Genomic DNA, 20,373 nt, shown 5'->3' with positions numbered 1-20,373 from the left:
GGGTTACAGAACCTCGAACAGGCCAGCCGCGCCCATGCCGCCGCCGACACACATGGTGCAGACAACGTATTTGACGCCGCGCCGTTTACCTTCGATCAGCGCATGGCCCACCATCCGCGCACCCGACATGCCATAGGGGTGGCCGATCGAGATTGCCCCACCGTTTACGTTCAGCAATTCGTCAGGGATTCCAAGGGTATCCCGGCTATAGATCACCTGACACGCGAAGGCTTCGTTCAGCTCCCACAGGCCGATGTCATCGACCGTCAGGCCATGCGCCTTCAGCAGCTTCGGCACGGCGTAGACGGGGCCGATACCCATCTCGTCCGGCTCGCACCCGGCGGCCATCACGCCGACATAGCGGCCCAGCGGCTCCAGCCCTTTCTTCTCGGCCAGTTTAGCTTCCATCACGATGGCCGCGCTGGATCCGTCCGAAAGCTGGCTGGCGTTGCCTGCGGTGATGAACTTGCCTTCCTTCACCACCTGACCGTCCTTGAAGACCGGCTGCAGCCCGCCAAGGCTCTCGGCCGTGGTGCCGGGGCGGTTGCCTTCGTCCTTCGACAGCGTGACCTCGTGTTCGGAAATCTCCTTGGTTTCGCGGTCCTGCATCTTCATCACGGTGGTCATCGGCACGATTTCCGCGTCGAACCGGCCGGCCTGCTGCGCCTCGTGGGTGCGGGTCTGGCTTTGCGCGGCGTATTCGTCCTGCGCCTCGCGGCTGATGCCATAGCGGTCGGCCACGATCTCTGCCGTTTCCAGCATGGTCATATACAGCGCCGGCTTGTTTTCTTTCAGCCATGCGTCACGGTTCACCCGCATGTCCTGCGTTTGCACGGTCGAGATGCTTTCGACGCCGCCGCCGATCACCACATCCATGCCATCGGTCAGCACCTGCTTGGCGGCGGTGGCAATCGCCATCATGCCGCTGGCGCACTGGCGATCCAGCGACATGCCGCCCACGGTCACCGGCAGCCCGGCGCGCATCGCGGCCTGACGGGCGATGTTCCCGGCGGTGAATCCCTGCTGCAGCGCCGCGCCGAACACGCAATCGTTGATCTCGGCCGGGTCCAGTCCGGCGCGGGACACGGCATTGGCGATGGCATGGCCGCCAAGCGCCTGCGGTGTGGTGGCGTTGAACGCTCCGCGATAGGCCTTGCCAATCGGGGTGCGGGCTGTCGATACGATAACTGCGTCGCGCATCTGTCCGGTATCCTTGTATTTATTAGGTTCAGGCGAAAGGGCTTATTCGCCCCAGTTCAACTTCATGCCGCGCGCCTCGGCGGCGTTCTTGGCGTATTTCCGGGTTTGCTGAAACGCTTGTGTCAGCTCTTCCTGCCCCGTGGTGTCGGCGATCTGGTCAAAGGCAGCGGCCACACCTTCGGGGCTCAGGTCGTCGCCCGTCAGCGTCACGCCCGGCGTCTCGTACACTTTCGTCACCGCGAAACAGCCCGCGCCCGCGCCCAGGATCACCCGGCTGGGGGCGTCTTCGCTGACCAGATACAGCAGGCCCGGCGTGATCGTCTCGGGGCCCATCAGATCGTGGGTTTCCGGAGGAAACAGGTCCATCGTCATGCGCGTCGCGGCGGTGGGCGCCAGTGTGTTGACGCGGATATTGTCGCGCGCGCCTTCAAGGTGCAGCACGTTCATGAACCCCATCATCGCCGCCTTGGCCGCGCCATAGTTCGACTGGCCAAAGTTGCCATACAACCCCGAGGACGACGCTGTAACAGCGATCCGCCCGTATTTCTGCTCGCGCATGATGGGCCAGACGGCATGCGTCACCGTTGCCGTCCCGATCAGGTGCACATCCACCACCTTGCGGAAATCGGCCATTTCCATCTTGGCGAATGTCTTGTCGCGCAGGATCCCGGCGTTGTTCACCAGAATGTCGATGCGGCCCCAGGCCTCCATCGTGCGGGCCACCATATCGGCGACCTGTTCGGCGTTCGACACATCCGCCCCATGGGCCATCGCCTCGCCGCCGGCGGCCTTGATTTCGTCAACAACCGAATTCGCCGCGCTGTCGGAACCGCCCGAGCCATCGACCGAAGCCCCCAGGTCGTTCACCACCACTTTCGCGCCGCGCTTGGCCAGTTCAATCGCGTGCGACCGCCCCAGCCCGGCACCCGCGCCTGTTACGATGGCGACCCTGTTGTCAAATCTTATGGTCATTTGCGTCTACCTTCTTGTCCGTCTTCGTGGTGGTCACATGATGATAAGTGTCAAATCGATGGCGGTGTCCCCCACCAGCAATTCGGCCGAGCCATTGGCCAGATCGAAATTCAGGCTGGTCCGCAGGGTGCTTTGGTAGGGCGTCATAGGCAGGCCGAACCCCAGCGCATTGTAGCCGCCATAGAGAGACATCAGATCCGCCTCGCCAGACGCAGCCCCCCGAACCGTCGCCTCCGTCAAAATCTGGATCTGCTCGGCATTGCCATAGTCTCGCAGATCAAGATCGACTTCGAATTTCCGTTCCAGCGTCTGGGAGCCATTGGTCAAGTGCTTTGGGTCGAAATAATGCGCCTGGCGATAGGCGGCTGAGGTGAAATCAAAGCTATCGTCCTCGATCTCTGCCAATCTGGTTTTTGACCAGCTCCCTTCCCAAGGCCGCGACACCCCGCTGTCAAAGCTGCGATTCACGCCGCGCGTCAGCAAGTCTTGTTTTGTGAACCCCTCTGGCTGATCGAACTTGAACGCAATCTCGATCCGAGCCCCGTGTGCCAGGGTAATTTCAGCGCCAGCCATCAGGAAAAGGCTCTCTCCTGCGTCTACCTTGAACCTGTGTGTCCCGCTGACCTCGACACTGGCACCGGCAAGTCCGCCATATTCACTCAGGAAGACCTGATCGGTCAGAACCTCTTCGAAATCCTGTATGCGGCTGAAATCGACCCTGCGCGCGTTTACGTCGCGAAGGTCAAGACTGTCATCACCGGTTCCGCCGTCGATCCAATGGTTCAGGCCGGCCTTTACAATCACCGTGTCATCGCCCGAGCCGCCAATGATTGTATCCGCGCGATTGTGCATCGTTACAATCGTGTCGTTCCCCATAAAGCCATCCAAACGGTTGGCTTTCTTGTCGCCAATCAGAATGTCGCCCATCATCGTGCCGGTGATGTTTTCGATGCTGATGAACTTGTCGCCCCGCGCATCGCCGTCATAGCCTTTTTTCTTGTCCAGATTTACCGTGACAGGCCCGCCCAACGGCTCGAATTCAACCGTATCGCTCCCAAGACCGCCCCTGAACGTCTGGGTTCGTTCATTGCCAGACAGTGTGTTGCTGAACGGGGTCCCGAACACAACAAACCCACCGAATTTTTCGGCAGCCAAGCTTATGGCGCCCTTGACCGGCTGAAATGCATCCTCACGCTCTGCATAGGTCCACTGCATGGCGTCTTCTTTGGAATTCCCCCATAGAAGCCAAGGATCCACATCCAGCTTGCCATGCTTTCGCAATCCGGTTCCGAAATTATAGGTGCCCACATTCAGATGCGACTGATGGGTTTCCCCATTGATGCCATCAGAAAACGTCAAAAGCTCGAACTGCCCGCCGGCGATGGTGTTGTCATACCGAAAGACATATTCCTGGCGTCCATCGCGGCTGACCCATTTAGTATTGTCCTGATTGCCGGTTTCGCCCAACTCAAAACGATTCAACTGATGAAAGACCGACTGCGCCTTGGCGACCAGCTTGTAGTCGCCCAGCAGCACGTCAAGGTAATCCACAACCTCGGGCTGGTAATCGTTGCGCGCCCAATGAAAGGCGCGCACCTCTTTCCAGTTCGCGAAACTCAACCCTTCCTGCTCGTTGAAATTCTGCACAACCTTTGCTCGAAGTTTTTTCATCGACATGGGAATAACCTGATCTATGGCGTTTCGGATAAATTCCCCGCGACCCTACTAGAATCCACGCAGCCGCGCGACCTGTTCGGCGTGATAGCCGTAGTCGCCCAGCCACTCGGCCCCTGCACGCGCGCGCTTCATGAAGAACCCCATGTCGAATTCATCAGTCATCCCGATGCCGCCATGCATCTGCACGCCCTCGATCACCGCTGCCTTGGCCGTGGCCGTGGCGCGCGCCTTGGCCAGCGACACCGCCAGCGTGGCATTCTCGGGATCGCTGTCCAGCATCCGCCCCGCATGGGCGATGGCCGAGGCGGTCACCTCGCACTGGCACCACAGATCCGCCGCGCGGTGCTGCAACGCCTGGAAACTGCCGATCAGGGTGCCGAACTGCTTGCGTTCCTTCAGGTAGCCCACTGTCATGCCAAAGGCCCCGGCAGCCACGCCCGACATTTCGGCCGCCAGCGCCGCCTGCCCGGCCTCAAGCGCGGGTTTCAGCACCGCCATCGCATCGTCGACCTTGCCCAGCACATCGTCACCCGTGGCGGCGACATCGGAAAAATCCACTTGCGCCGCATCGCGGCTGTCGATCATGGCGCGCGCCTCGCGGGTGATGCCGTCGCGGTCGGCGGGCAGATCGAACAGCGTCAGCCCCGCATCGGTCCGCGCCAGCACCAGCAGCCGGTCGGCCTGCGCGCCATCCACCACGAAGGTTTTCGTGCCATTCAGGCGGAACCCGTTGCCATCGCGCGTGGCCTGCATGTCCGTGGCCTCGGGCGCGAACTTGCGCCCCTCGTCGATGGCCAGCGCATAGGTCACCTCGCCACTGGCGATTTTTGCCATCGCCTGTGCCGCGCGGTCATCAGCCACCTGCCGCAGCGCCGTGGCTGCGATCACCGCGGTCGACAGGAACGGGCTGGTCGCAAGAGTCTTGCCCATCTCGGCCGCCAGCACGCCCGCCGCGGCATGGCCCATATCGGACCCGCCCGCCGATTCCGGCAGCAGTATCCCGGCCCAGCCCATGTCGGCCATTGCCTTCCACAGCGCCGGATCGTGGCGTTTGCCTGCGTCACGCAACCCCCGCAGATGCGCCACCGGGGCGCTTTCGTCCAGAAACCCGCGCGCGGCATCGGCCAGCATGGTTTCTTCTTCGCTCATCACCAGTTTTGTCATGTCGTCACCCCGGAAGCCCCAGAACCCGGCGCGAGATGATGCCCAGCATCACCTCGGACGTGCCGCCCTCGATCGAATTCGCCTTGGTGCGCAGCCAGTCCGCCGGGCGCGAACCGAATTCGCCGTCCCATTCCAGCGCACCGCTGCCACCGGCCGACATCAGCAGCTCGTACCGGTCCTTGTTCAGCTCGGTCCCGACGTATTTCAGCATGGCCGAGGCATGGCCCACGCCCTGCCCGCTTTCCGCCATGTCCTTGTAGCGTTCGACCGTCAGTTCAAACGCCAGCGTGTCGACCTCGGCGCTCAGCGCGGCCGCGCGCGTCACCGCGTCCATCTCTCCGCCCAGATCGTCGGCCATCACGGCACCCAGCGCGCGCGCGCCGCTGTTGCCCATGCCCGAAATCATCGTGCGCTCGTGGGTCAGCAGGTATTTAGCCACGTCCCAACCGCGATTGACGGTGCCGACCACGGTGGAAATGCCGTCGATCTCTTTCGGCACTTCGACATTGTCAAAGAAGGTCTCGCAAAACGGCGACATGCCGGAGATCAGCTTGATCGGCTTGGTGCTCACGCCGTCATGTTCGAAATCGACCAGCAGGAAGGTGATGCCCAGATGCTTGGGCGCGTCACGGTCGGTGCGCACCAAGGCAAAGATCGCATCGGCCTGATCGGCGTAAGAGGTCCAGATTTTCTGGCCGTTCACCAGCCAATGGTCGCCCTTGTCCTCGCATTTCGTCTGCACACTGGCCAGGTCCGACCCGGCGCCGGGCTCGGAATAGCCCTGACACCAGCGGATTTCGCCGCGCGAAATCGGGATCAGGTACTTTTGTTTCTGCTCTTCCGTGCCGAATTGCAAAAGGGCCGGGCCCAGCATCCAGATGCCAAAGCTTTCCAGCGGCTTGCGCGCGTCGATCCGGGCCAATTCCGACAGGAACACCTTTTCTTCGTCCCGGCTCAGCCCGGCACCACCATAGGCCTTGGGCCAAGTCGGCACGGTATAGCCCTTTTCGATACAGGCCTTCAGCCAGTCGCGTTGCGCGTCCGACTCGAATGTCCAGTTGCGTCCGCCCCAGCACGTCTTGTCGCGACCCCGCGTCGTGCTTGCGTCGCGCATCTCGGGCGGACAATGTTCCTCTAACCATGCCCGCAGCTCGGATCTGAACTGGGCAAGTGGCTCCTCCTGTGGCGCCATGTCTCCCCTCCATTGCGCTGATGTTCCGCTGTGCAGAATTGCATTTCGAAATTCGATTGACAACAGGCTTTTGCTTCCCTCACTTTCTGCCCTAACGTCGCAGCCGACGCGCCGCGCCACGATATCTGGGAGGATCAAGATGCAGTCGATGTTCAGCACCGAAGTTGGGGGCCCTGAAACCCTGAAGCTGACCGAAACCGAAACGCCAACACCCAAAGGCACCGAGGTTCTGATCCGCGTGCGCGCGGCTGGCGTGAACTTTCCCGACACGCTGATGATCCGCGATATGTACCAGTTCAAGCCGCCGCGCCCCTTCGCGCCCGGCGGAGAGATTTCGGGCGAGATCGAAGCCGTGGGCGACAAGGTGACCACCGTCAAACCCGGCGACCGTGTACTGGCGCTGATCGGGCACGGCGGCTTTGCCACTCACGCCATCGCCGATGCCTCGCGCGTCATACCGGTCCCGGATTCGATGCCCTTTGAAGATGCCGCCTGCTTCATCTTTACCTATGGCACATCGCACCATGCGTTGAAGGATCGCGCCCATCTGAAAGCAGGCGAAACCCTGCTGATCCTTGGGGCGGCAGGCGGTGTCGGCTCGGCCGCGATCGAGTTGGGCAAAGCTGCAGGCGCGCGCGTCATTGCCGCCGTGTCCTCGGAGGACAAGGCCGAGGTCTGCCGCAGCTTTGGCGCCGACGAAACCATCGTCTATCCGCGCGAGCTCGACCGCGATGGACAAAAGGCATTTTCCCAGCAAATCAAGGATGTGGCAGGCAAAGACGGCGTGAATGTCGTCTATGACGCGGTGGGCGGCGCCTATGCCGAACCCGCCGTGCGCGCACTGGCTTGGGAAGGACGGTTTCTGGTCGTTGGCTTCCCGGCCGGAATCCCGAAACTGCCGCTGAACCTGACACTGCTGAAAGGCTGCCAGATCGTCGGCGTCTTTTGGGGCGATGCCACCCGACGCGACCCGAAAGGCCACGCCGAAAACGTGGCCGAGCTTTTCGATATGTACGCCAAGGGCCAGATCAAGCCGCGCATCTCGGGCAGCTTCCCGCTGGAGCGCGCGGGCGAAGCGCTCGAGATGATGCAGGGCCGCAAGGTCACCGGCAAGGTGGTGGTGACAATGGGCTGACGCCAGTTGTCACCGAAGATGAGATATGTCGTTGAACCCCTTGATCCGCATGGATTCTCCAAGGATCACAAGGCGGCTGACAGATCCGTTGTCAGCACCGTTGAAGTGAAAGGCCTGCGCCCCGCTGGCAATCGCCATGGCGGCGCCGACCACGCCGCCATGCACAAAGACGGCCACACGCTCGCCGGGGTGCGCAGCAGCAATCCGCAGCAATCCGGCCCGTACCCGTGCGTGCAACTCGGCCGTGGTTTCGGCATTCGGGATCTCGCCCCATTCCTGCCGCTCGACCGCGCGGTTGAACTCAGGCGCACCTTCGGCCGCCTTTCGCCGATAGGCGCCGCCATCCCAATCGCCCAGCCGGATTTCGCGCAGATCCGGTTCGACTATCGGAGTCAGCCCAAGATGCCCAGCCAAGGGCGCGGCCGTCTGATGCGTGCGCCGCAGAGTGGTGACATAAATCGCCGCGATGTCGGAATCATTCTTGAAACGATTTCCAACCTTTACGGCTTGCTCTTCACCGATTGGATGAAGCGCAGGATCGCCATGGCCATCGACCATCGGAAAGCTTTCGCCGTCCCGCGCCGCTTCGGTGCGGCCATGTCGGATCAACAGCAGGTCGGCCGCGCCTTCGGGCGGTGCATAGTCGGACTGGTGGTATTCGCGGGCCATGTGCTGCGTGCTCCTCTTCATGCCATGCCCCGGACCTAACGGCAAAACCCTTCACAAGACAACCAGCTTACCCCCGGAGACTCAGATGCAGAACCGCCAGATCACCATTGCCGAACTGCCCAAGGGCACATTGACCGAAGGCCATTTCGCGGCGGCAGATGCCCCCATGCCAGAACCGGGCGACGGAGAGGTTCTGCTGCGCACGATCCTGATGTCGATCGACGCTGCCAACCGCAGTTGGATGCAGGGCGCCACCTATCGCGATGCGGTCAACGCAGGCGACGCCATGCCGACCTATGCGATCTGCGAAGTGGTCGACAGCAACAGCCCGCGCCTGAGCAAAGGCGACATCGTCGCGGCAGAGTCTGTCTGGGCCACCTACGTGGCGCGCCCGGCGCACAAGTGCCAGAAACTGCCCGACATCCGCCCGCTGTCGCATCTGATGTCGGTCTATGGCATTGCCGGCAAAACCGCCTTTCACGGATTGGTCGGCGTGGGCCGGCCCATCGCTGGCGAAACCGTGCTGGTCTCGGCCGCCGCCGGATCGGTCGGAAGCATCGTCGGTCAGATCGCCAAGGCGCTCGGGTGCCGCGCCGTGGGCATCGCGGGCGGCGCCGAGAAGTGCAATTGGGTGGTCGAGGAACTGGGCTTTGACGCCTGCGTCGATTACCGCGATCCCGGCATGGGCAAGGCCCTGCGCGCGGCCTGCCCCGATGGCGTCGATGTCTATTTCGACAACGTCGGCGGCGCGGTTCTGGAATCGGCGCTGTTTTCCATGAACACGCGCGGCCGCGTCGTGTGCTGCGGTGCGATCAGCCAATATGATACCACCGCCCCCTCGGGCCCGCGCAACCTGCCCGGCCTTGTCGTGGTGAAACGCCTGCGCATGGAAGGCTTCATCGTGATGGATTTCGCCGACCAGGACGCCACCGCCCTGCGCGCGCTGCAAACCTGGGTCGGTGCGGGCCAGATCAAGGTACAGGAAGACATCGTGGACGGGCTTGATGCCGCACCGGGTGCGCTGATCGGGCTGCTGGGCGGCGACAACCGAGGCAAGCGCATGGTGCGCGTCGGCTCGGATCCGGCATAAGATTTCTCAATGAAAAGGAACAGATGATGACAGCCATAGATGACGCGCTCTCCAGCGCCGAAGCCAAGCTGGGAACCGAAGTCGGAATGTCCGACTGGATCCTGGTCGACCAAAAGATGATCGATACCTTCGCCGATGTCACCCACGACCACCAGTGGATCCACATCGACCCGGCCCGCGCCGCGGCCGAGACCCATTTTGGCGGCACCATCGCCCATGGCTTCCTGACACTGTCGCTGGCCAGCACCTTCGCTTACCAAGCGCTTGGCGCCCTGCCGGGCCAAACCATGGGCATCAACTATGGCTTTGACAAGCTGCGCTTCCTGTCGCCGGTCAAGGCCGGGTCGCGGGTCCGAGGGCGGTTTGTGCTGAAGGCCGTGCGCAAACGGTCCGAAACAGAGCTTTTGCGCACAAACACCATGACCATCGAGATCGAGGGCCAGGAAACACCGGCCCTTGTCGCCGACTGGTTGGGCGTCGCCATCTTTGGCGAAGACCAAGGCTAACAGGGATAAACCACACGCGCGCAGGGCATTTGCACACGCCGCCATTGACGGTATAGTCACGAAACCCCAAAAGGTTCAGATGGCAATGTCTGGATGGTCTCGGATGGATCTGCGCGCGTATCTTCACTATCTGTCGAACAGCCCGACGATGGAAGATCTGTGGTCGGCCCATACCGACATGATGGCCAGCTACGGGTTCGACCGCTTGATCTACGGGTTCACGCGGTTCCGCACCCAAACCTCGCTTGGTGATCCCGAAGATTTCATCATCCTCAGCAATCACAGCCCCGAGTATCTGAAAGGCTTTCTGGACGGCGGCCTGTATTTCCACGCGCCGATGCTGCATTGGGCGCTGGAAAACGAAGGCGCCGGAAGCTGGCGCACACTGGGCGAGAAATTCGATAAGGGCAACCTGACCCAGCAGGAACTGAAGGTAATCGAGTTCAACCTGACGATGAAGGTCACCGCCGGCTATACGATCAGCTTCAAGTCGGTGTCGGCGCGGTCAAAGGGCGCCATCTCGCTGGCCGCACGAGCCGGCATGTCACAGGAAGAGGTCGATGCCATCTGGGCCGAGCACGGGCGCGACATTCATCTGATGAACAACGTTGCGCATCTGAAAATCCTGACTCTGCCGTATTCGCCTCCGAACCGCGCGCTGACAAAGCGGCAACGCGAAGCTCTGGAGTGGGTTGGCGACGGCAAGACCACACAGGATATCGCGCTGCTGATGGGACTTACATCGGCAACCGTGGAGAAACATCTGCGCCTGGCCCGCGAGTCACTGTCGGTCGAAACCACCGCACAGGCCGTGCTGAAAGCGGCCATGCACAACCAGATGTTCGTGCTCGAGGCATAGGCCCTGTAAAATCGCGCTGACGCGCGATGCCTCCGGCGGGGATATTTAGGGCCCAAAGAAGCGGACGGATTTCGATCCATAGAAACCTTTGATTAACCTTGCTGTCGCAGATTTGGAGCGCGGTGCAGGCGGGGACGCCGATGACCGCGCCCGAAGAAGCCCCCCGCGCATGATGCGGGGGGTCACTCAGCCAAATCAGCGCTTCTTTGGGCCTTAAATATCCCGGGGGAGCCCGCGCAGCGGGCGGGGGCAGCGCCCCCTGAACCGGCCCGCAGCATCCGTGACATCCGGGGGTATGCGGCCCTCCGTTTCGGCCTCACGTGACCTAAGGGTAAGGAATCCATTACTTTCGGATCCCGGCGATTTTACGCAAGGTAAGGATGTTCCGTGAGTGGTGGCTTTGGCCTGGGAACATCGGGAAAAGAACCTTGCCATATCAAGGCTCTCTGACCCGTCCGGTCCGGGCGCGTATTGATCCGCTGCCGGGGCCGGAAACCAAAAGAACGGTCGTCCATCCCCATAGTTACCGGACCGTCTGCCGGAGCCGCGCCCATTGGCGCGGTTTCGTGCGTGTGCATCTGCCCCACGAGACGCCCAACGAAAAAGGGGCGCGGAATGCACCGCGCCCCATATTCGATCCGAAGAAGGCCCCGATCAGCCGCCGGCGGCGGTCTTGGCGACTTCGGCCGCGAAGTCCTCGACCTTCTTCTCGATACCTTCGCCCACTTCGAGGCGCACGAAGCCGGTGATCTCGGCGCCTGCTTCCTTGGCGGCGGCCCCGACGGTCAGATCGGGGTTGATCACGAACTGCTGGCTCAGCAGGGTCACTTCGGCCATGAACTTCTTCATCCGGCCGACGATCATCTTCTCGATCACTTCTTCCGGCTTGCCGCTTTCGCGCGCGATGTCCATCTGGACCTGTTTTTCCTTCTCGACCACGGCCGGGTCAAGCTCGGCTTCGTTCAGGGCGGCCGGGTTGGTGGCGGCGATGTGCATCGCGACCTGCTTGCCAAAGGCTTCGTCGCCGCCGGTCATCGCAACCAGAACGCCAATCTTGCCCATGCCGGGCGCGGCCGCGTTGTGGACATAGGCCACGACCTGACCGCCTTCGATCTTCACCATGCGGCGCAGGCTCATGTTCTCGCCGATCTTGGCGATGGCGTCGGTCAGGGTCGACTCGACGGTCTTGCCGTTCACCTCGGCCGCTTTCAGCGCCTCGATGTCGTCGGCCGACACAGCGGCCTGAGCTATCGCGCCGACCATCGACTGGAATTCGGTGTTCTTGGCGACAAAGTCGGTTTCCGAGTTCACTTCGATGGCAACGCCCTTGCCGCCTTCGACGACCACGGCCACCAGGCCTTCGGCCGCGGTACGGCCCGATTTCTTGGCGGCTTTCGCCAGGCCCTTGGTGCGCAGCCAGTCAACGGCGGCTTCCATGTCTCCGTCGTTCTCGGTCAGCGCCTTCTTGGCGTCCATCATGCCTGCGCCGGTGCTTTCGCGCAGTTCCTTGACCATAGCAGCTGTGATTGCCATCTCGGCTCTCCTCAAATCAAACGTGATGGGGGCAGGCCTACCCTGCCCCGCATGTCAATCTTGTGACATCGGCCCGGTCGAGGGCCGCGCACCCGATCAGGCTTCGGTGGTTTCCGCTTCGCCTTCGGCCAGCGCCTCTTCGACAACGGCGTCTTCCATCGCGCCGATATCGACACCGGCGGCGCCCAGCTGGGCGCTCATGCCGTCAAGTGCGGCGCGCGAGGCCAGATCGCAGTACAGCGCGATGGCGCGGGCGGCGTCGTCGTTGCCGGGGATGACGTAGTCAACGCCATCGGGCGAGCAGTTGGTGTCGACCACGGCCACAACCGGGATGCCCAGCTTGTTGGCTTCGGCAATCGCCAGCGCTTCTTTCTTGACGTCGATGACGAACAGCAGGTCGGGGGTGCCGCCCATTTCGCGGATGCCGCCCAGCGAGGCGTTCAGCTTCGCCTGGTCGCGTTCCATGCCCAGGCGCTCTTTCTTGGTCAGACCGCCAAAGCCCTGTTCCATCTGCTCGTCGATGTGCTTCAGGCGGTTGATCGACTGGCTCACGGTTTTCCAGTTGGTCAGCGTGCCGCCCAGCCAACGGTGGTTCATGTAGTACTGCGCCGATTTCTCGGCGGCTTCGGCGACGGCCTTTGCAGCCTGACGCTTGGTGCCCACGAACAGGACGCGGCCGTTGCGGGCAACGGTGTCGCGGATCGCCTGAAGCGCCTGGTCCAGCATCGGGACGGTCTGCGTCAGGTCCATGATGTGGATGCCGTTGCGGTCGCCATAGATATAGGGCGCCATGCGCGGGTTCCAGCGCTGGGTCTGGTGACCAAAGTGAACGCCTGCTTCCAGCAGCTGGCGCATGGTGAACTCGGGAAGAGCCATGCTCGTTTTCCTTTCCGGTTTCGCCTCGGCGGGGGTTTGAAAGCGTTTGCTTCAACCGGCGGACCACCGGGGATGTCTCCCCCGGATGGCCCAAACCCCGCCTGCGGGTTTGAATGGCGCGCGTATAGGGCAAGCGGGGCGGCATCGCAACCCCGGATTTCCAAGACGGCCTTTGACAGTTGATCGCGCCGGTGGTTTTGTCTGGACAACCGAGCCGGAGGAGCCTGAAATGTCCCGACCTACCCTGCACTTCTGGTTCGAATTCGCCTCGACTTATTCCTACCTCTCGGCCATGCGGGTCGAGAAGATGGCGGAAGACGCCGGGGTTGATCTGGAATGGCATCCGTTCTGGTTGGGCCCCATCTTTCACGCGCAGGGTTGGACCAGTTCGCCGTTCAACCTCTACCCGGTCAAGGGCGCGTATATGTGGCGCGATATGGCGCGGCTCTGTGCCGACCGGGGGTTGCCGCTGGTGCAGCCCGATCCCTTTCCGCAGAACGGCGTTCTGGCTGCGCGTGTGGCGCTGCTGGCTTTGGCGCAGGATGCGGCCAAGGGCGCGGCCTACGTTACCTCGGTCTACCGGGCCGAATTCGGCGAAGGCCGGCAGATTTCCGACCCGGAGCTGATTGCCGAGTTGCTCGCGCAGTCCGGTCTGCCCGCCGATCTGATCGAACAGGCGGGCGGAGATGCGGCGAAACAGGCGTTGAAAGACAAGGTTGCCGAGGCGATGGACTTGGGCCTGTTCGGCGCGCCCAGTTTCATCGCCAAGGGCGAGGTGTTCTGGGGCGATGACAGGTTGGAAAACGCCATCGCCCACCTGAAGGCCGTCTAACCCAGCGCATACCCCGCGCCGCGCACGGTGCGCACCGGATCGATACCGCCATGCTGGGTCAGCGATTTGCGCAGCCGTCCGATATGCACGTCAACGGTGCGGGTATCGACATAGATGTCGCGCCCCCAGACCCGGTCCAGCAGCTGTTCGCGGCTCCACACCCGGCCGGGTTTTTCCATGAAGGTGCTGAGCAGGCGGAACTCGGTAGGGCCCAGTTTCAGCGGCTGGTCAGACCGGCTAACCTTGTGGGTTTCCGCGTCCAGCACGATGTCGTCGTACTCCAGCCGGATGCCCACGGTCGCCGGGCGCACGCGCCGCAGCTGCGACCGCACCCGCGCCATCAGCTCGACCACCGAATAGGGTTTTACCACGTAATCGTCGGCTCCGGTTTCAAGGCCGCGCACCTTGTCGACTTCCTCGGACCGCGCCGACAGCATGATGATCGGGATCGACCGGGTTTCGGGGCGCATCTTCAGGCGGCGGCACACCTCGATCCCCGAGAGCGTCGGCATCATCCAGTCCAGCACGATGATATCGGGCGCGCCTTCCTCGATCAGCAGCAGCGCTTCGTCGCCACTGGCTGCGCGGATCACGTCAAAGCCTTCGGCTTCAAGGTTATAGGCCAGAACTTCGCGCTGGGCCGGTTCATCCTCGACTACCAGAACGCTGGGTCTTGTCGCACTCATTGCCGGTTACTCCGCAATCGGCGTGACCGAAGTCATGTCAGCCTTGGGGCGTGTGTCATCCGGGCGTTCGCCGCGCACAAGGTACACCACCTGTTCCGCGATCGACGTGGCATGGTCGCCCATGCGCTCGATGTTCTTGGCGATGAAATGCAGGTGCATGCAGGCCGAGATATTGCGCGGATCTTCCATCATGAAGGTCAGGAATTCGCGGAACAGCGCGTTGTACATCTGATCCACTTCGCGGTCGCGCAGGATCACGTCGTCGGCCAATTCGGCGTCGCGTTGAATATAGGCGTCCAGCGCGTTTTTCAGCATCAGCTCGACTTCGCGCGCCATGCGGCGCAGGGCCGCGGCGCTGTCGTTCACTGGCGACATCTGCGCCAGCACGCCGGTGCGCTTGGCGATGTTCTTGGCGTAATCCGCGATGCGTTCCAGGTTGCCCGAGATCTTCAGCACCGACAGCACCACCCGCAGGTCGATGGCGGTGGGCGCGCGCAGCGCGATCAGCCGGGCGGTTTCCTCGTTGATCAGCTCTTCCAGCCCGTCGATGGCCTTGTCACCACGGCGCACCTCGTCGGCCATTTCCTCGTCGCGCGCTTCCAGCGACTGCGCCGATTTGCGGATCGCGTCTTCAACCAGCCCGCCCATCTTCATGATGCGCGCCTGAATCGCCTCGAGATCGCGGTCGAAGGCGGATGCAATATGTTGGTCTGCCATGTCGTCTCTCCCCTCTTAACCGATCCGGCCGGTGATATAGCTTTCCGTCCGCGGATCGGTCGGGTTGGTGAAAATCTGCCCCGTCTCGCCGAATTCGACCAGGTTGCCGAGGTGGAAGAACGCCGTCTTCTGGCTCACCCGTGCGGCCTGCTGCATCGAGTGGGTGACGATCACAACGGAATAGTTCTGGCGCAGCTCGTCGATCAGTTCCTCGACCTGGGCGGTGGCAATCGGGTCCAGTGCCGAACAGGGTTCATCCATCAGCAGGACCTCGGGTTCCGTCGCCACGGCGCGCGCGATGCACAGACGTTGCTGCTGGCCGCCCGACAGCCCGGTGCCGGGCGCGTGCAGGCGGTCCTTCACCTCGTTCCAGATCGCGCCGCGGCGCAGCGCCTTTTCCACGATCTCGTCCAGCTCGGCCTTGTTGCGGGCCAGCCCGTGGATGCGCGGCCCATAGGCCACGTTGTCATAGATCGACTTGGGAAACGGGTTCGGCTTCTGGAACACCATGCCCACCTTGGCGCGCAGCTGGACCGGGTCCACCTTGCGGTCATAGATGTTTTCGCCATCCAGCAGGATCTGCCCCTCGACACGGCAGATGTCGATGGTGTCGTTCATCCGGTTCAGACAGCGCAGGAAGGTGGATTTGCCACAGCCCGACGGGCCGATGAAGGCGGTGACCGTCTTGTCCTCGATCTGGACGTTCACATCCTTGATCGCATGCGTATCGCCGTAATACACCTGCACGCCTTCGGCAGTAATCTTGTTGGCTTCGGTGCTCACGGTCTTCTCCACTGAGGTCATCTGGTTCATAGGTCGGTCCCCCTTACCAGCGGCGTTCAAAGCGGCGGCGCAGGATCACGGCCACCGTATTCATTGTGACAAGGAACACCAACAGGATGATGATGCCCCCCCAGGCGCGTTCGTAAAAGGCCGGATCGGCCCGTTTCGCCCATTCATAGATTTGCGCCGGCATGGCCGAGTTCGGCGCCAGCAACCCGCTGGCGATGCTGTCGGGCGCGTTCGAGGCGATGAAGCCCACCATCCCGATCAGCAGCAGCGGCGCGGTTTCGCCAAGCGCCTGCGCCAGCCCGATGATGGTGCCCGTCAGGATGCCCGGCGCGGCCAGAGGCAGAACATGGTGGAACACGGCCTGCATCTTGCTGGCCCCGACGCCAAGCGCGGCATCGCGGATCGACGGCGGCACCGCCTTCAGCGAGGCACGGGTCGAGATGATGATCGTCGGCAGCGTCATCAGCGTCAGCACAAGCCCGCCCACCAGCGGCGCCGACATCGGCAGGTGCATGTAGTTGATGAACACGGCCAGGCCCAGAATACCGAACACGATCGACGGCACGGCGGCGAGGTTCGAGATATTCACCTCGATCACATCGGTCAGCCAGCTTTTGCGGGCGAATTCCTCAAGATAGATCGACGCAGCGACGCCAATCGGCAGCGACAGCACCAGCACCACCAGCATCATGAACAGCGACCCCACCATCGAAACGCCCATACCTGCCGCCTCGGGCCGCTGGTCTGACGCATCGGCCCCGGTGATGAACGACAGGTTGAACTGCTTGCGGATCGCGCCCTGTTCGATCAGATCGTCCACCAAATCCAGCTGCTCGGCGCTGATGCTCTTGTCGTTCGCGATGCTCTCGCGGCTGACGCGGCCTTTCAGATAGCCATCGACGCGGCTGGAGGCGAGGAATTCAAACGAAACGGTCTGGCCGATCTGGTCGGGGTTCTCAATCACATAGTCGCGCAGCTGCGCCACCGCGCCCTTGGACAGCAGGTCGTCCATGTCCTTGGCCGGCACGCTGGTGTCGATCCCGTAACCGGCGACCGCATCGGCCAGCGCGGTCTTCACCAGCGGCGCATAGCCAAAGGTCGACACCTTCTTTATCTCGTCCAGATCGCGGTTGCCGTTCTTGTCCAGCTTGCTTTCCAGCAGTTCGACATTCAGCGTCACGAAGGTTTGCTGATAGGCCCCCAGCCCCCGGCTGACGATGGTGGTGACAAGGATCACCAGCATCAGCAGCCCGATCCCGATGGCGATCATGCCATACAGCTGGAACCGTTTCTCGGCGGCGTTGCGGCGCTTGGTGCGCGCGCCCTGTGTCAGAAGCGAGCCGTGGCGCGGCGGCACCTGTCCGGGGGTGCTGGCGGGGTTTTGCGTCAGATCGGTCATTATTCGTACTGCTCCCGGTATTTGCGCACGATGTAGAGGGCAAGGATGTTCAGCCCCAGCGTCAGGACGAACAGCGTCAGGCCAAGGGCAAAGGCAACCAGCGTTTCAGGGCTGGCGAAATCGGTGTCGCCGGTCAGCTGGCTGACGATCCGCGTGGTGATGGTTGTCATCGATTCCAGCGGGTTGAGCGAGAATTTGGCGATGGCGCCCGCCCCCATGACCACGATCATGGTTTCCCCGATGGCGCGGCTGGCAGCCAGCAGGATGGCGCCCACGATCCCGGGCAGCGCGGCGGGCATCACCACCTGGCGCACGGTTTCCGATTTGGTCGCGCCAAGGCCCAATGACCCGTCGCGCATCGACTGCGGGACCGAGTTGATGATGTCATCCGACAGCGAGCTGACGAAGGGAATAAGCATGATCCCCATCACCACCCCGGCCGTCAGGACCGAGGTCGCCCCGCTCATCCAGTTCAGGCCCAGCAGACCCTCTTCTCCGCGCCCGAAGATATCGACCAACAGCGGCCCCACCGTCAGCAGCGCGAAGAGGCCATAAACGATGGTCGGGATCCCGGCGAGGATTTCCAGCAGCGGTTTCGCGAAGGCGCGCACCGGCTTGCTGGCGTATTCCGACAGGTAGATCGCGGCAAACAGACCGATCGGCACCGCCACGATCAGCGCGATCAGCGAGATGTAAAGCGTGCCCCACAGCAGCGGCAGGATCGACAATTCGCTGTCGCCCCGGAAATTCGGCGCCCATGTCGCGCCAAGGAAGAAATCCTTCCAGTCGTGCAGGCTGAAGAAATTGATCGTCTCGAACAGCATCGACAGAACGATGCCCACGGTCGTCAGAATGGCAATCGACGCGGCCAGGATCAGCAGCGTCAGAACGCCCCGCTCCACCACGTTGCGGGCGCGGAATTCGGAATGGGTGCGCGAATAGGACCAGGCCAGCCCGGCCAGCGCCAGAACCAGCACGACCCCCGTCATCCATAGTGTCCCGGTCGAGGACATGGCGCGATAGGCCTGCGCGGCCTCCAGCACCTCGGGGCGCACGTCCGACCCAAGCGCCACGCCCATCTCGCCCAGGCGGGCGCGGATGTCGGTGGCGTCGGCGTCCAGCGCGGCCACCTCGTCGGCGCTCATCGCGCCGCTTGACACGGCCAGTTCCAGCCCGTCGGCGACGCGGCGCACGTCGCTCATCACCAGGCTCTGGTTCGACCCTTCGGGGATCAGCGTGTCCGGGATCATGCCCGACACGCGGGCGTCGATCAGCATCGGCTGCGCCAGCAGCCACAGCGCCAGAACCGCCAGCGCGGGCACCAGCGCGAACAGCGCGACGTTATAGCCGTAATAGGACGGCAGCGAATGCAGCCTGCGCACATCGCCCTGGACCGAGGCCCGGGCGCGCGCGCGCCCCGCGATGTAACCGCCCAGCGTCAGGGCAGCCAGGATTAGGATCAGCCAGGAAACAGGCATGGACACTCCGCCGGTTCGTAGGAAAGACAAAACGGCCGGGGCATGGCACGCACGCCCCGGCCGGATCGGGCCAGCTTAGGAATTGCTGCCCATGGTTTCTTCGTTCGATACCGCGCTCTGGGTCTCGCTCAGCTCGGGGTCGGCAACCAGGCCGTATTCGGCCAGCGGGCCATCGGGGCCGGCAACTTCGTCGGCGACGAAGAATTCAGCATATTCCTTCAGGCCGGGGATCACGCCGATGTGGGCTTTCTTCACGTAGAAGAACAGCGGGCGCGACACCGGGTATTCGCCGGTCGAGATGGTCTCGGTCGAGGGGGTGACACCCGACATGGTCGCAACTTGCAGCTTGTCGGTGTTGTTTTCGTAGAAGGCCAGACCGAACACGCCGATGCCGTCCTTGTTGCTGCTGATACGGGCCAGCGTTTCGGTGTAGTCGCCATCGATGTCGACCGACTTGCCGTCGGTGCGCAGGCCGATGCACTGCTTTTCAGCGGCTTTCTTGTCGTCGCCCATCGCGGCCTTGAAGGCCTCGAAGTCGCCGGTTTCTTCACAGCCAGCCAGGATCACCTTTTCCTCGAACACTTCGCGGGTGCCGTGCTTGGTGCCGGGCACGAAGGCCTGGATCGGCTGCGCGGGCAGCGCGGCGTCGATTTCGTTCCAGGTGGTATAGGGGTTGTCGACCACGGCGCCGTCCACGACAACCTTGTCCGACAGCGCCTTGTACCAGTGCACCGGGGTGAACTCGAATGTTTCGCCGTTGATGTCGCTGGCAAAGACGATCCCGTCATAGCCGATGCGCACTTCCATGATGTCGGTCACGCCATTGTCGGCGCAGGCCTGGATTTCCTTTTCACGGATCTGGCGCGACGCATTCGCCACGTCGATGGTGTTTTCGCCAACACCTTCGCAGAACCGCTTCAGACCAGCGGACGAACCGCCCGATTCAACAACCGGCGTCGGGAAGTCGAAGTTTTCGCCAAAGGCTTCGGCCACGATCGAGGCGTAGGGCAGAACGGTCGACGATCCGGCAACCTGCACCTGATCACGGGCGGCAGCGGCGGTGGCGGCAAAAGCGGCAAGGGCGAGGCCCGAGGTGGTCATTTTCACAAACGACATCGAATATCTCCAGTTAAGGACAAGTCTGATCACCCCCATGATGATCTTGAGGCGGGAGCTATCGGTGCGACGCAATGCTTTTGTGACACGCATGTAACAGTTTCATGACAGCGCGGATTTTAGTCATTTTATCCTTAACGGCCCCTGCGTCAGCGGCCCGGAAACGCAAAAAAGCGCGGCCCCTGACCGGGACCGCGCCTTTCAGAACGGTATGTGCTGTGGCTTAGGCCAGAGCGATGTTCGTCGCGGATTCGCGGCCGTCACGGCCCGCTTCCACGTCAAACGTCACCTTCTGGTTGTCTGCGAGGCCGGTCAGGCCAGCGCGCTCGACAGCCGAGATATGCACGAACACATCCTTGCCGCCGGTTTCCGGTGCGATAAAGCCGAAGCCTTTGGTTGAGTTGAACCATTTGACGGTGCCATTGGCCATGCGTCGTCTCCTAATTGGTGTGCTGCCCGAAGAATTCGGCAGCTTGGCGT

General features: G+C 62.5%; 20 protein-coding genes. 5 read left to right on the top strand and 15 right to left on the bottom strand.

Annotated elements, in window-relative coordinates; genetic code table 11:
- Window positions 1-3 precede the first annotated feature (3 nt).
- Genes FGK64_RS11890 through FGK64_RS11870 form a run of 5 tightly spaced genes read right to left on the bottom strand, consistent with a single transcriptional unit; the run spans window position 4 to window position 6,205 of the window.
- Complete coding sequence (locus FGK64_RS11890) at window positions 4-1,200, bottom strand: acetyl-CoA C-acyltransferase (RefSeq protein WP_138863992.1); 1,197 nt, start codon at window positions 1,198-1,200, stop codon at window positions 4-6.
- A 42-nt stretch (window positions 1,201-1,242) separates the two neighbouring features.
- Complete coding sequence (locus tag FGK64_RS11885) at window positions 1,243-2,172, bottom strand: SDR family NAD(P)-dependent oxidoreductase (RefSeq protein ID WP_138863991.1); 930 nt, start codon at window positions 2,170-2,172, stop codon at window positions 1,243-1,245.
- A gap of 33 nt (window positions 2,173-2,205) precedes the next feature.
- A complete protein-coding gene (locus tag FGK64_RS11880; RefSeq protein ID WP_171054050.1) occupies window positions 2,206-3,849 on the bottom strand; it encodes a calcium-binding protein in 1,644 nt (547 codons plus the stop codon).
- 48 nt (window positions 3,850-3,897) lie between these two features.
- Window positions 3,898-5,013: an acyl-CoA dehydrogenase family protein gene (locus FGK64_RS11875; protein WP_171054049.1), complete on the bottom strand. Its 1,116-nt coding sequence runs from the start codon at window positions 5,011-5,013 to the stop codon at window positions 3,898-3,900.
- Window positions 5,014-5,017: 4 nt separating this feature from the next.
- Window positions 5,018-6,205, bottom strand: coding sequence for an acyl-CoA dehydrogenase family protein (locus tag FGK64_RS11870; protein ID WP_138863989.1), 1,188 nt, complete (start codon window positions 6,203-6,205; stop codon window positions 5,018-5,020).
- 139 nt (window positions 6,206-6,344) lie between these two features.
- Between FGK64_RS11870 and FGK64_RS11865 the strand changes: the two genes are divergently transcribed.
- Window positions 6,345-7,340 (top strand): NADPH:quinone oxidoreductase family protein, encoded by a 996-nt coding sequence (locus tag FGK64_RS11865; RefSeq protein ID WP_138863988.1) that lies wholly within the window; start codon window positions 6,345-6,347, stop codon window positions 7,338-7,340.
- Window positions 7,341-7,349: 9 nt separating this feature from the next.
- Here FGK64_RS11865 and FGK64_RS11860 read toward each other — a convergent pair whose 3' ends face one another.
- Entirely contained in the window at window positions 7,350-8,030 is a 681-nt protein-coding gene (locus tag FGK64_RS11860) for a histidine phosphatase family protein (protein WP_246057740.1), read from the bottom strand.
- Between the two features lie 64 nt (window positions 8,031-8,094).
- On the opposite strand from FGK64_RS11860, the gene FGK64_RS11855 reads away from it, so the two are divergent.
- The 3 genes from FGK64_RS11855 to FGK64_RS11845 all read left to right on the top strand — a co-directional run bounded on the left by FGK64_RS11855 (window position 8,095) and on the right by FGK64_RS11845 (window position 10,464).
- On the top strand, window positions 8,095-9,099 hold the full coding sequence (locus FGK64_RS11855; protein ID WP_138863987.1) for an NADP-dependent oxidoreductase: 1,005 nt from the start codon (window positions 8,095-8,097) through the stop codon (window positions 9,097-9,099).
- Window positions 9,100-9,125: 26 nt separating this feature from the next.
- Window positions 9,126-9,605 (top strand): MaoC family dehydratase, encoded by a 480-nt coding sequence (locus FGK64_RS11850; RefSeq protein ID WP_138863986.1) that lies wholly within the window; start codon window positions 9,126-9,128, stop codon window positions 9,603-9,605.
- A gap of 103 nt (window positions 9,606-9,708) precedes the next feature.
- Window positions 9,709-10,464: a helix-turn-helix transcriptional regulator gene (locus FGK64_RS11845; RefSeq protein ID WP_138864306.1), complete on the top strand. Its 756-nt coding sequence runs from the start codon at window positions 9,709-9,711 to the stop codon at window positions 10,462-10,464.
- A gap of 654 nt (window positions 10,465-11,118) precedes the next feature.
- On the opposite strand, the gene tsf is transcribed toward FGK64_RS11845, so the two are convergent.
- Together tsf and rpsB are read right to left on the bottom strand one after the other, a co-directional pair.
- Complete coding sequence (gene tsf / locus FGK64_RS11840; protein WP_138863985.1) at window positions 11,119-11,997, bottom strand: translation elongation factor Ts; 879 nt, start codon at window positions 11,995-11,997, stop codon at window positions 11,119-11,121.
- A gap of 96 nt (window positions 11,998-12,093) precedes the next feature.
- Window positions 12,094-12,873: a 30S ribosomal protein S2 gene (gene rpsB, locus FGK64_RS11835; RefSeq protein ID WP_138863984.1), complete on the bottom strand. Its 780-nt coding sequence runs from the start codon at window positions 12,871-12,873 to the stop codon at window positions 12,094-12,096.
- 229 nt (window positions 12,874-13,102) lie between these two features.
- On the opposite strand from rpsB, the gene FGK64_RS11830 reads away from it, so the two are divergent.
- Window positions 13,103-13,705 carry a 2-hydroxychromene-2-carboxylate isomerase gene (locus FGK64_RS11830; protein WP_138863983.1) on the top strand — a complete coding sequence of 201 codons (603 nt, stop codon included), beginning with the start codon at window positions 13,103-13,105 and terminating at the stop codon, window positions 13,703-13,705.
- Here the strand turns inward: FGK64_RS11830 and phoB are convergent.
- From phoB to FGK64_RS11795, 7 genes are all read right to left on the bottom strand, one after another.
- The gene (gene phoB / locus FGK64_RS11825) at window positions 13,702-14,391 is read right to left on the bottom strand and encodes a phosphate regulon transcriptional regulator PhoB (protein ID WP_138863982.1); all 690 of its coding nucleotides are present in this window, start codon (window positions 14,389-14,391) and stop codon (window positions 13,702-13,704) included. The genes FGK64_RS11830 and phoB overlap by 4 nt on opposite strands.
- Window positions 14,392-14,397: 6 nt before the next feature.
- Entirely contained in the window at window positions 14,398-15,108 is a 711-nt protein-coding gene (gene phoU, locus FGK64_RS11820) for a phosphate signaling complex protein PhoU (protein WP_138863981.1), read from the bottom strand.
- A 15-nt stretch (window positions 15,109-15,123) separates the two neighbouring features.
- Complete coding sequence (gene pstB / locus FGK64_RS11815) at window positions 15,124-15,921, bottom strand: phosphate ABC transporter ATP-binding protein PstB (RefSeq protein ID WP_138863980.1); 798 nt, start codon at window positions 15,919-15,921, stop codon at window positions 15,124-15,126.
- A 13-nt stretch (window positions 15,922-15,934) separates the two neighbouring features.
- Window positions 15,935-17,299 (bottom strand): phosphate ABC transporter permease PstA, encoded by a 1,365-nt coding sequence (pstA, locus tag FGK64_RS11810; RefSeq protein ID WP_138863979.1) that lies wholly within the window; start codon window positions 17,297-17,299, stop codon window positions 15,935-15,937.
- Window positions 17,299-18,777, bottom strand: coding sequence for a phosphate ABC transporter permease subunit PstC (gene pstC, locus FGK64_RS11805; RefSeq protein ID WP_138863978.1), 1,479 nt, complete (start codon window positions 18,775-18,777; stop codon window positions 17,299-17,301). The genes pstA and pstC overlap by 1 nt, the downstream gene beginning before the upstream one ends.
- Before the next feature lie 75 nt (window positions 18,778-18,852).
- Window positions 18,853-19,893, bottom strand: coding sequence for a substrate-binding domain-containing protein (locus FGK64_RS11800; protein WP_138863977.1), 1,041 nt, complete (start codon window positions 19,891-19,893; stop codon window positions 18,853-18,855).
- 223 nt (window positions 19,894-20,116) lie between these two features.
- Window positions 20,117-20,323, bottom strand: coding sequence for a cold-shock protein (locus FGK64_RS11795; RefSeq protein ID WP_138863976.1), 207 nt, complete (start codon window positions 20,321-20,323; stop codon window positions 20,117-20,119).
- Window positions 20,324-20,373 lie beyond the last annotated feature (50 nt).

Origin of the sequence: Arenibacterium halophilum, assembly GCF_005938225.1 — a bacterium.
In the GTDB taxonomy this organism is placed as follows: domain Bacteria; phylum Pseudomonadota; class Alphaproteobacteria; order Rhodobacterales; family Rhodobacteraceae; genus Arenibacterium; species Arenibacterium halophilum.
The sequence above is the reverse complement of the archived record's forward strand: the minus strand, read 5'-3'. Positions and strand labels throughout refer to the sequence as shown.

What these genes read in the sequence shown, in the direction of transcription:
- FGK64_RS11800 (WP_138863977.1), bottom strand. Translation starts at nt 19,893, where the DNA reads ATGTCGTTTGTGAAAATGACCACCTCGGGCCTCGCCCTTGCCGCTTTT.
- FGK64_RS11845 (WP_138864306.1), top strand. Translation starts at nt 9,709, where the DNA reads ATGGATCTGCGCGCGTATCTTCACTATCTGTCGAACAGCCCGACGATG.
- rpsB (WP_138863984.1), bottom strand. Translation starts at nt 12,873, where the DNA reads ATGGCTCTTCCCGAGTTCACCATGCGCCAGCTGCTGGAAGCAGGCGTT.
- FGK64_RS11795 (WP_138863976.1), bottom strand. Translation starts at nt 20,323, where the DNA reads ATGGCCAATGGCACCGTCAAATGGTTCAACTCAACCAAAGGCTTCGGC.
- FGK64_RS11885 (WP_138863991.1), bottom strand. Translation starts at nt 2,172, where the DNA reads ATGACCATAAGATTTGACAACAGGGTCGCCATCGTAACAGGCGCGGGT.
- FGK64_RS11890 (WP_138863992.1), bottom strand. Translation starts at nt 1,200, where the DNA reads ATGCGCGACGCAGTTATCGTATCGACAGCCCGCACCCCGATTGGCAAG.
- FGK64_RS11880 (WP_171054050.1), bottom strand. Translation starts at nt 3,849, where the DNA reads ATGTCGATGAAAAAACTTCGAGCAAAGGTTGTGCAGAATTTCAACGAG.
- FGK64_RS11875 (WP_171054049.1), bottom strand. Translation starts at nt 5,013, where the DNA reads ATGACAAAACTGGTGATGAGCGAAGAAGAAACCATGCTGGCCGATGCC.
- FGK64_RS11830 (WP_138863983.1), top strand. Translation starts at nt 13,103, where the DNA reads ATGTCCCGACCTACCCTGCACTTCTGGTTCGAATTCGCCTCGACTTAT.
- pstB (WP_138863980.1), bottom strand. Translation starts at nt 15,921, where the DNA reads ATGAACCAGATGACCTCAGTGGAGAAGACCGTGAGCACCGAAGCCAAC.
- FGK64_RS11870 (WP_138863989.1), bottom strand. Translation starts at nt 6,205, where the DNA reads ATGGCGCCACAGGAGGAGCCACTTGCCCAGTTCAGATCCGAGCTGCGG.
- pstC (WP_138863978.1), bottom strand. Translation starts at nt 18,777, where the DNA reads ATGCCTGTTTCCTGGCTGATCCTAATCCTGGCTGCCCTGACGCTGGGC.
- FGK64_RS11865 (WP_138863988.1), top strand. Translation starts at nt 6,345, where the DNA reads ATGCAGTCGATGTTCAGCACCGAAGTTGGGGGCCCTGAAACCCTGAAG.
- FGK64_RS11860 (WP_246057740.1), bottom strand. Translation starts at nt 8,030, where the DNA reads ATGAAGAGGAGCACGCAGCACATGGCCCGCGAATACCACCAGTCCGAC.
- phoB (WP_138863982.1), bottom strand. Translation starts at nt 14,391, where the DNA reads ATGAGTGCGACAAGACCCAGCGTTCTGGTAGTCGAGGATGAACCGGCC.
- FGK64_RS11850 (WP_138863986.1), top strand. Translation starts at nt 9,126, where the DNA reads ATGACAGCCATAGATGACGCGCTCTCCAGCGCCGAAGCCAAGCTGGGA.
- tsf (WP_138863985.1), bottom strand. Translation starts at nt 11,997, where the DNA reads ATGGCAATCACAGCTGCTATGGTCAAGGAACTGCGCGAAAGCACCGGC.
- phoU (WP_138863981.1), bottom strand. Translation starts at nt 15,108, where the DNA reads ATGGCAGACCAACATATTGCATCCGCCTTCGACCGCGATCTCGAGGCG.
- pstA (WP_138863979.1), bottom strand. Translation starts at nt 17,299, where the DNA reads ATGACCGATCTGACGCAAAACCCCGCCAGCACCCCCGGACAGGTGCCG.
- FGK64_RS11855 (WP_138863987.1), top strand. Translation starts at nt 8,095, where the DNA reads ATGCAGAACCGCCAGATCACCATTGCCGAACTGCCCAAGGGCACATTG.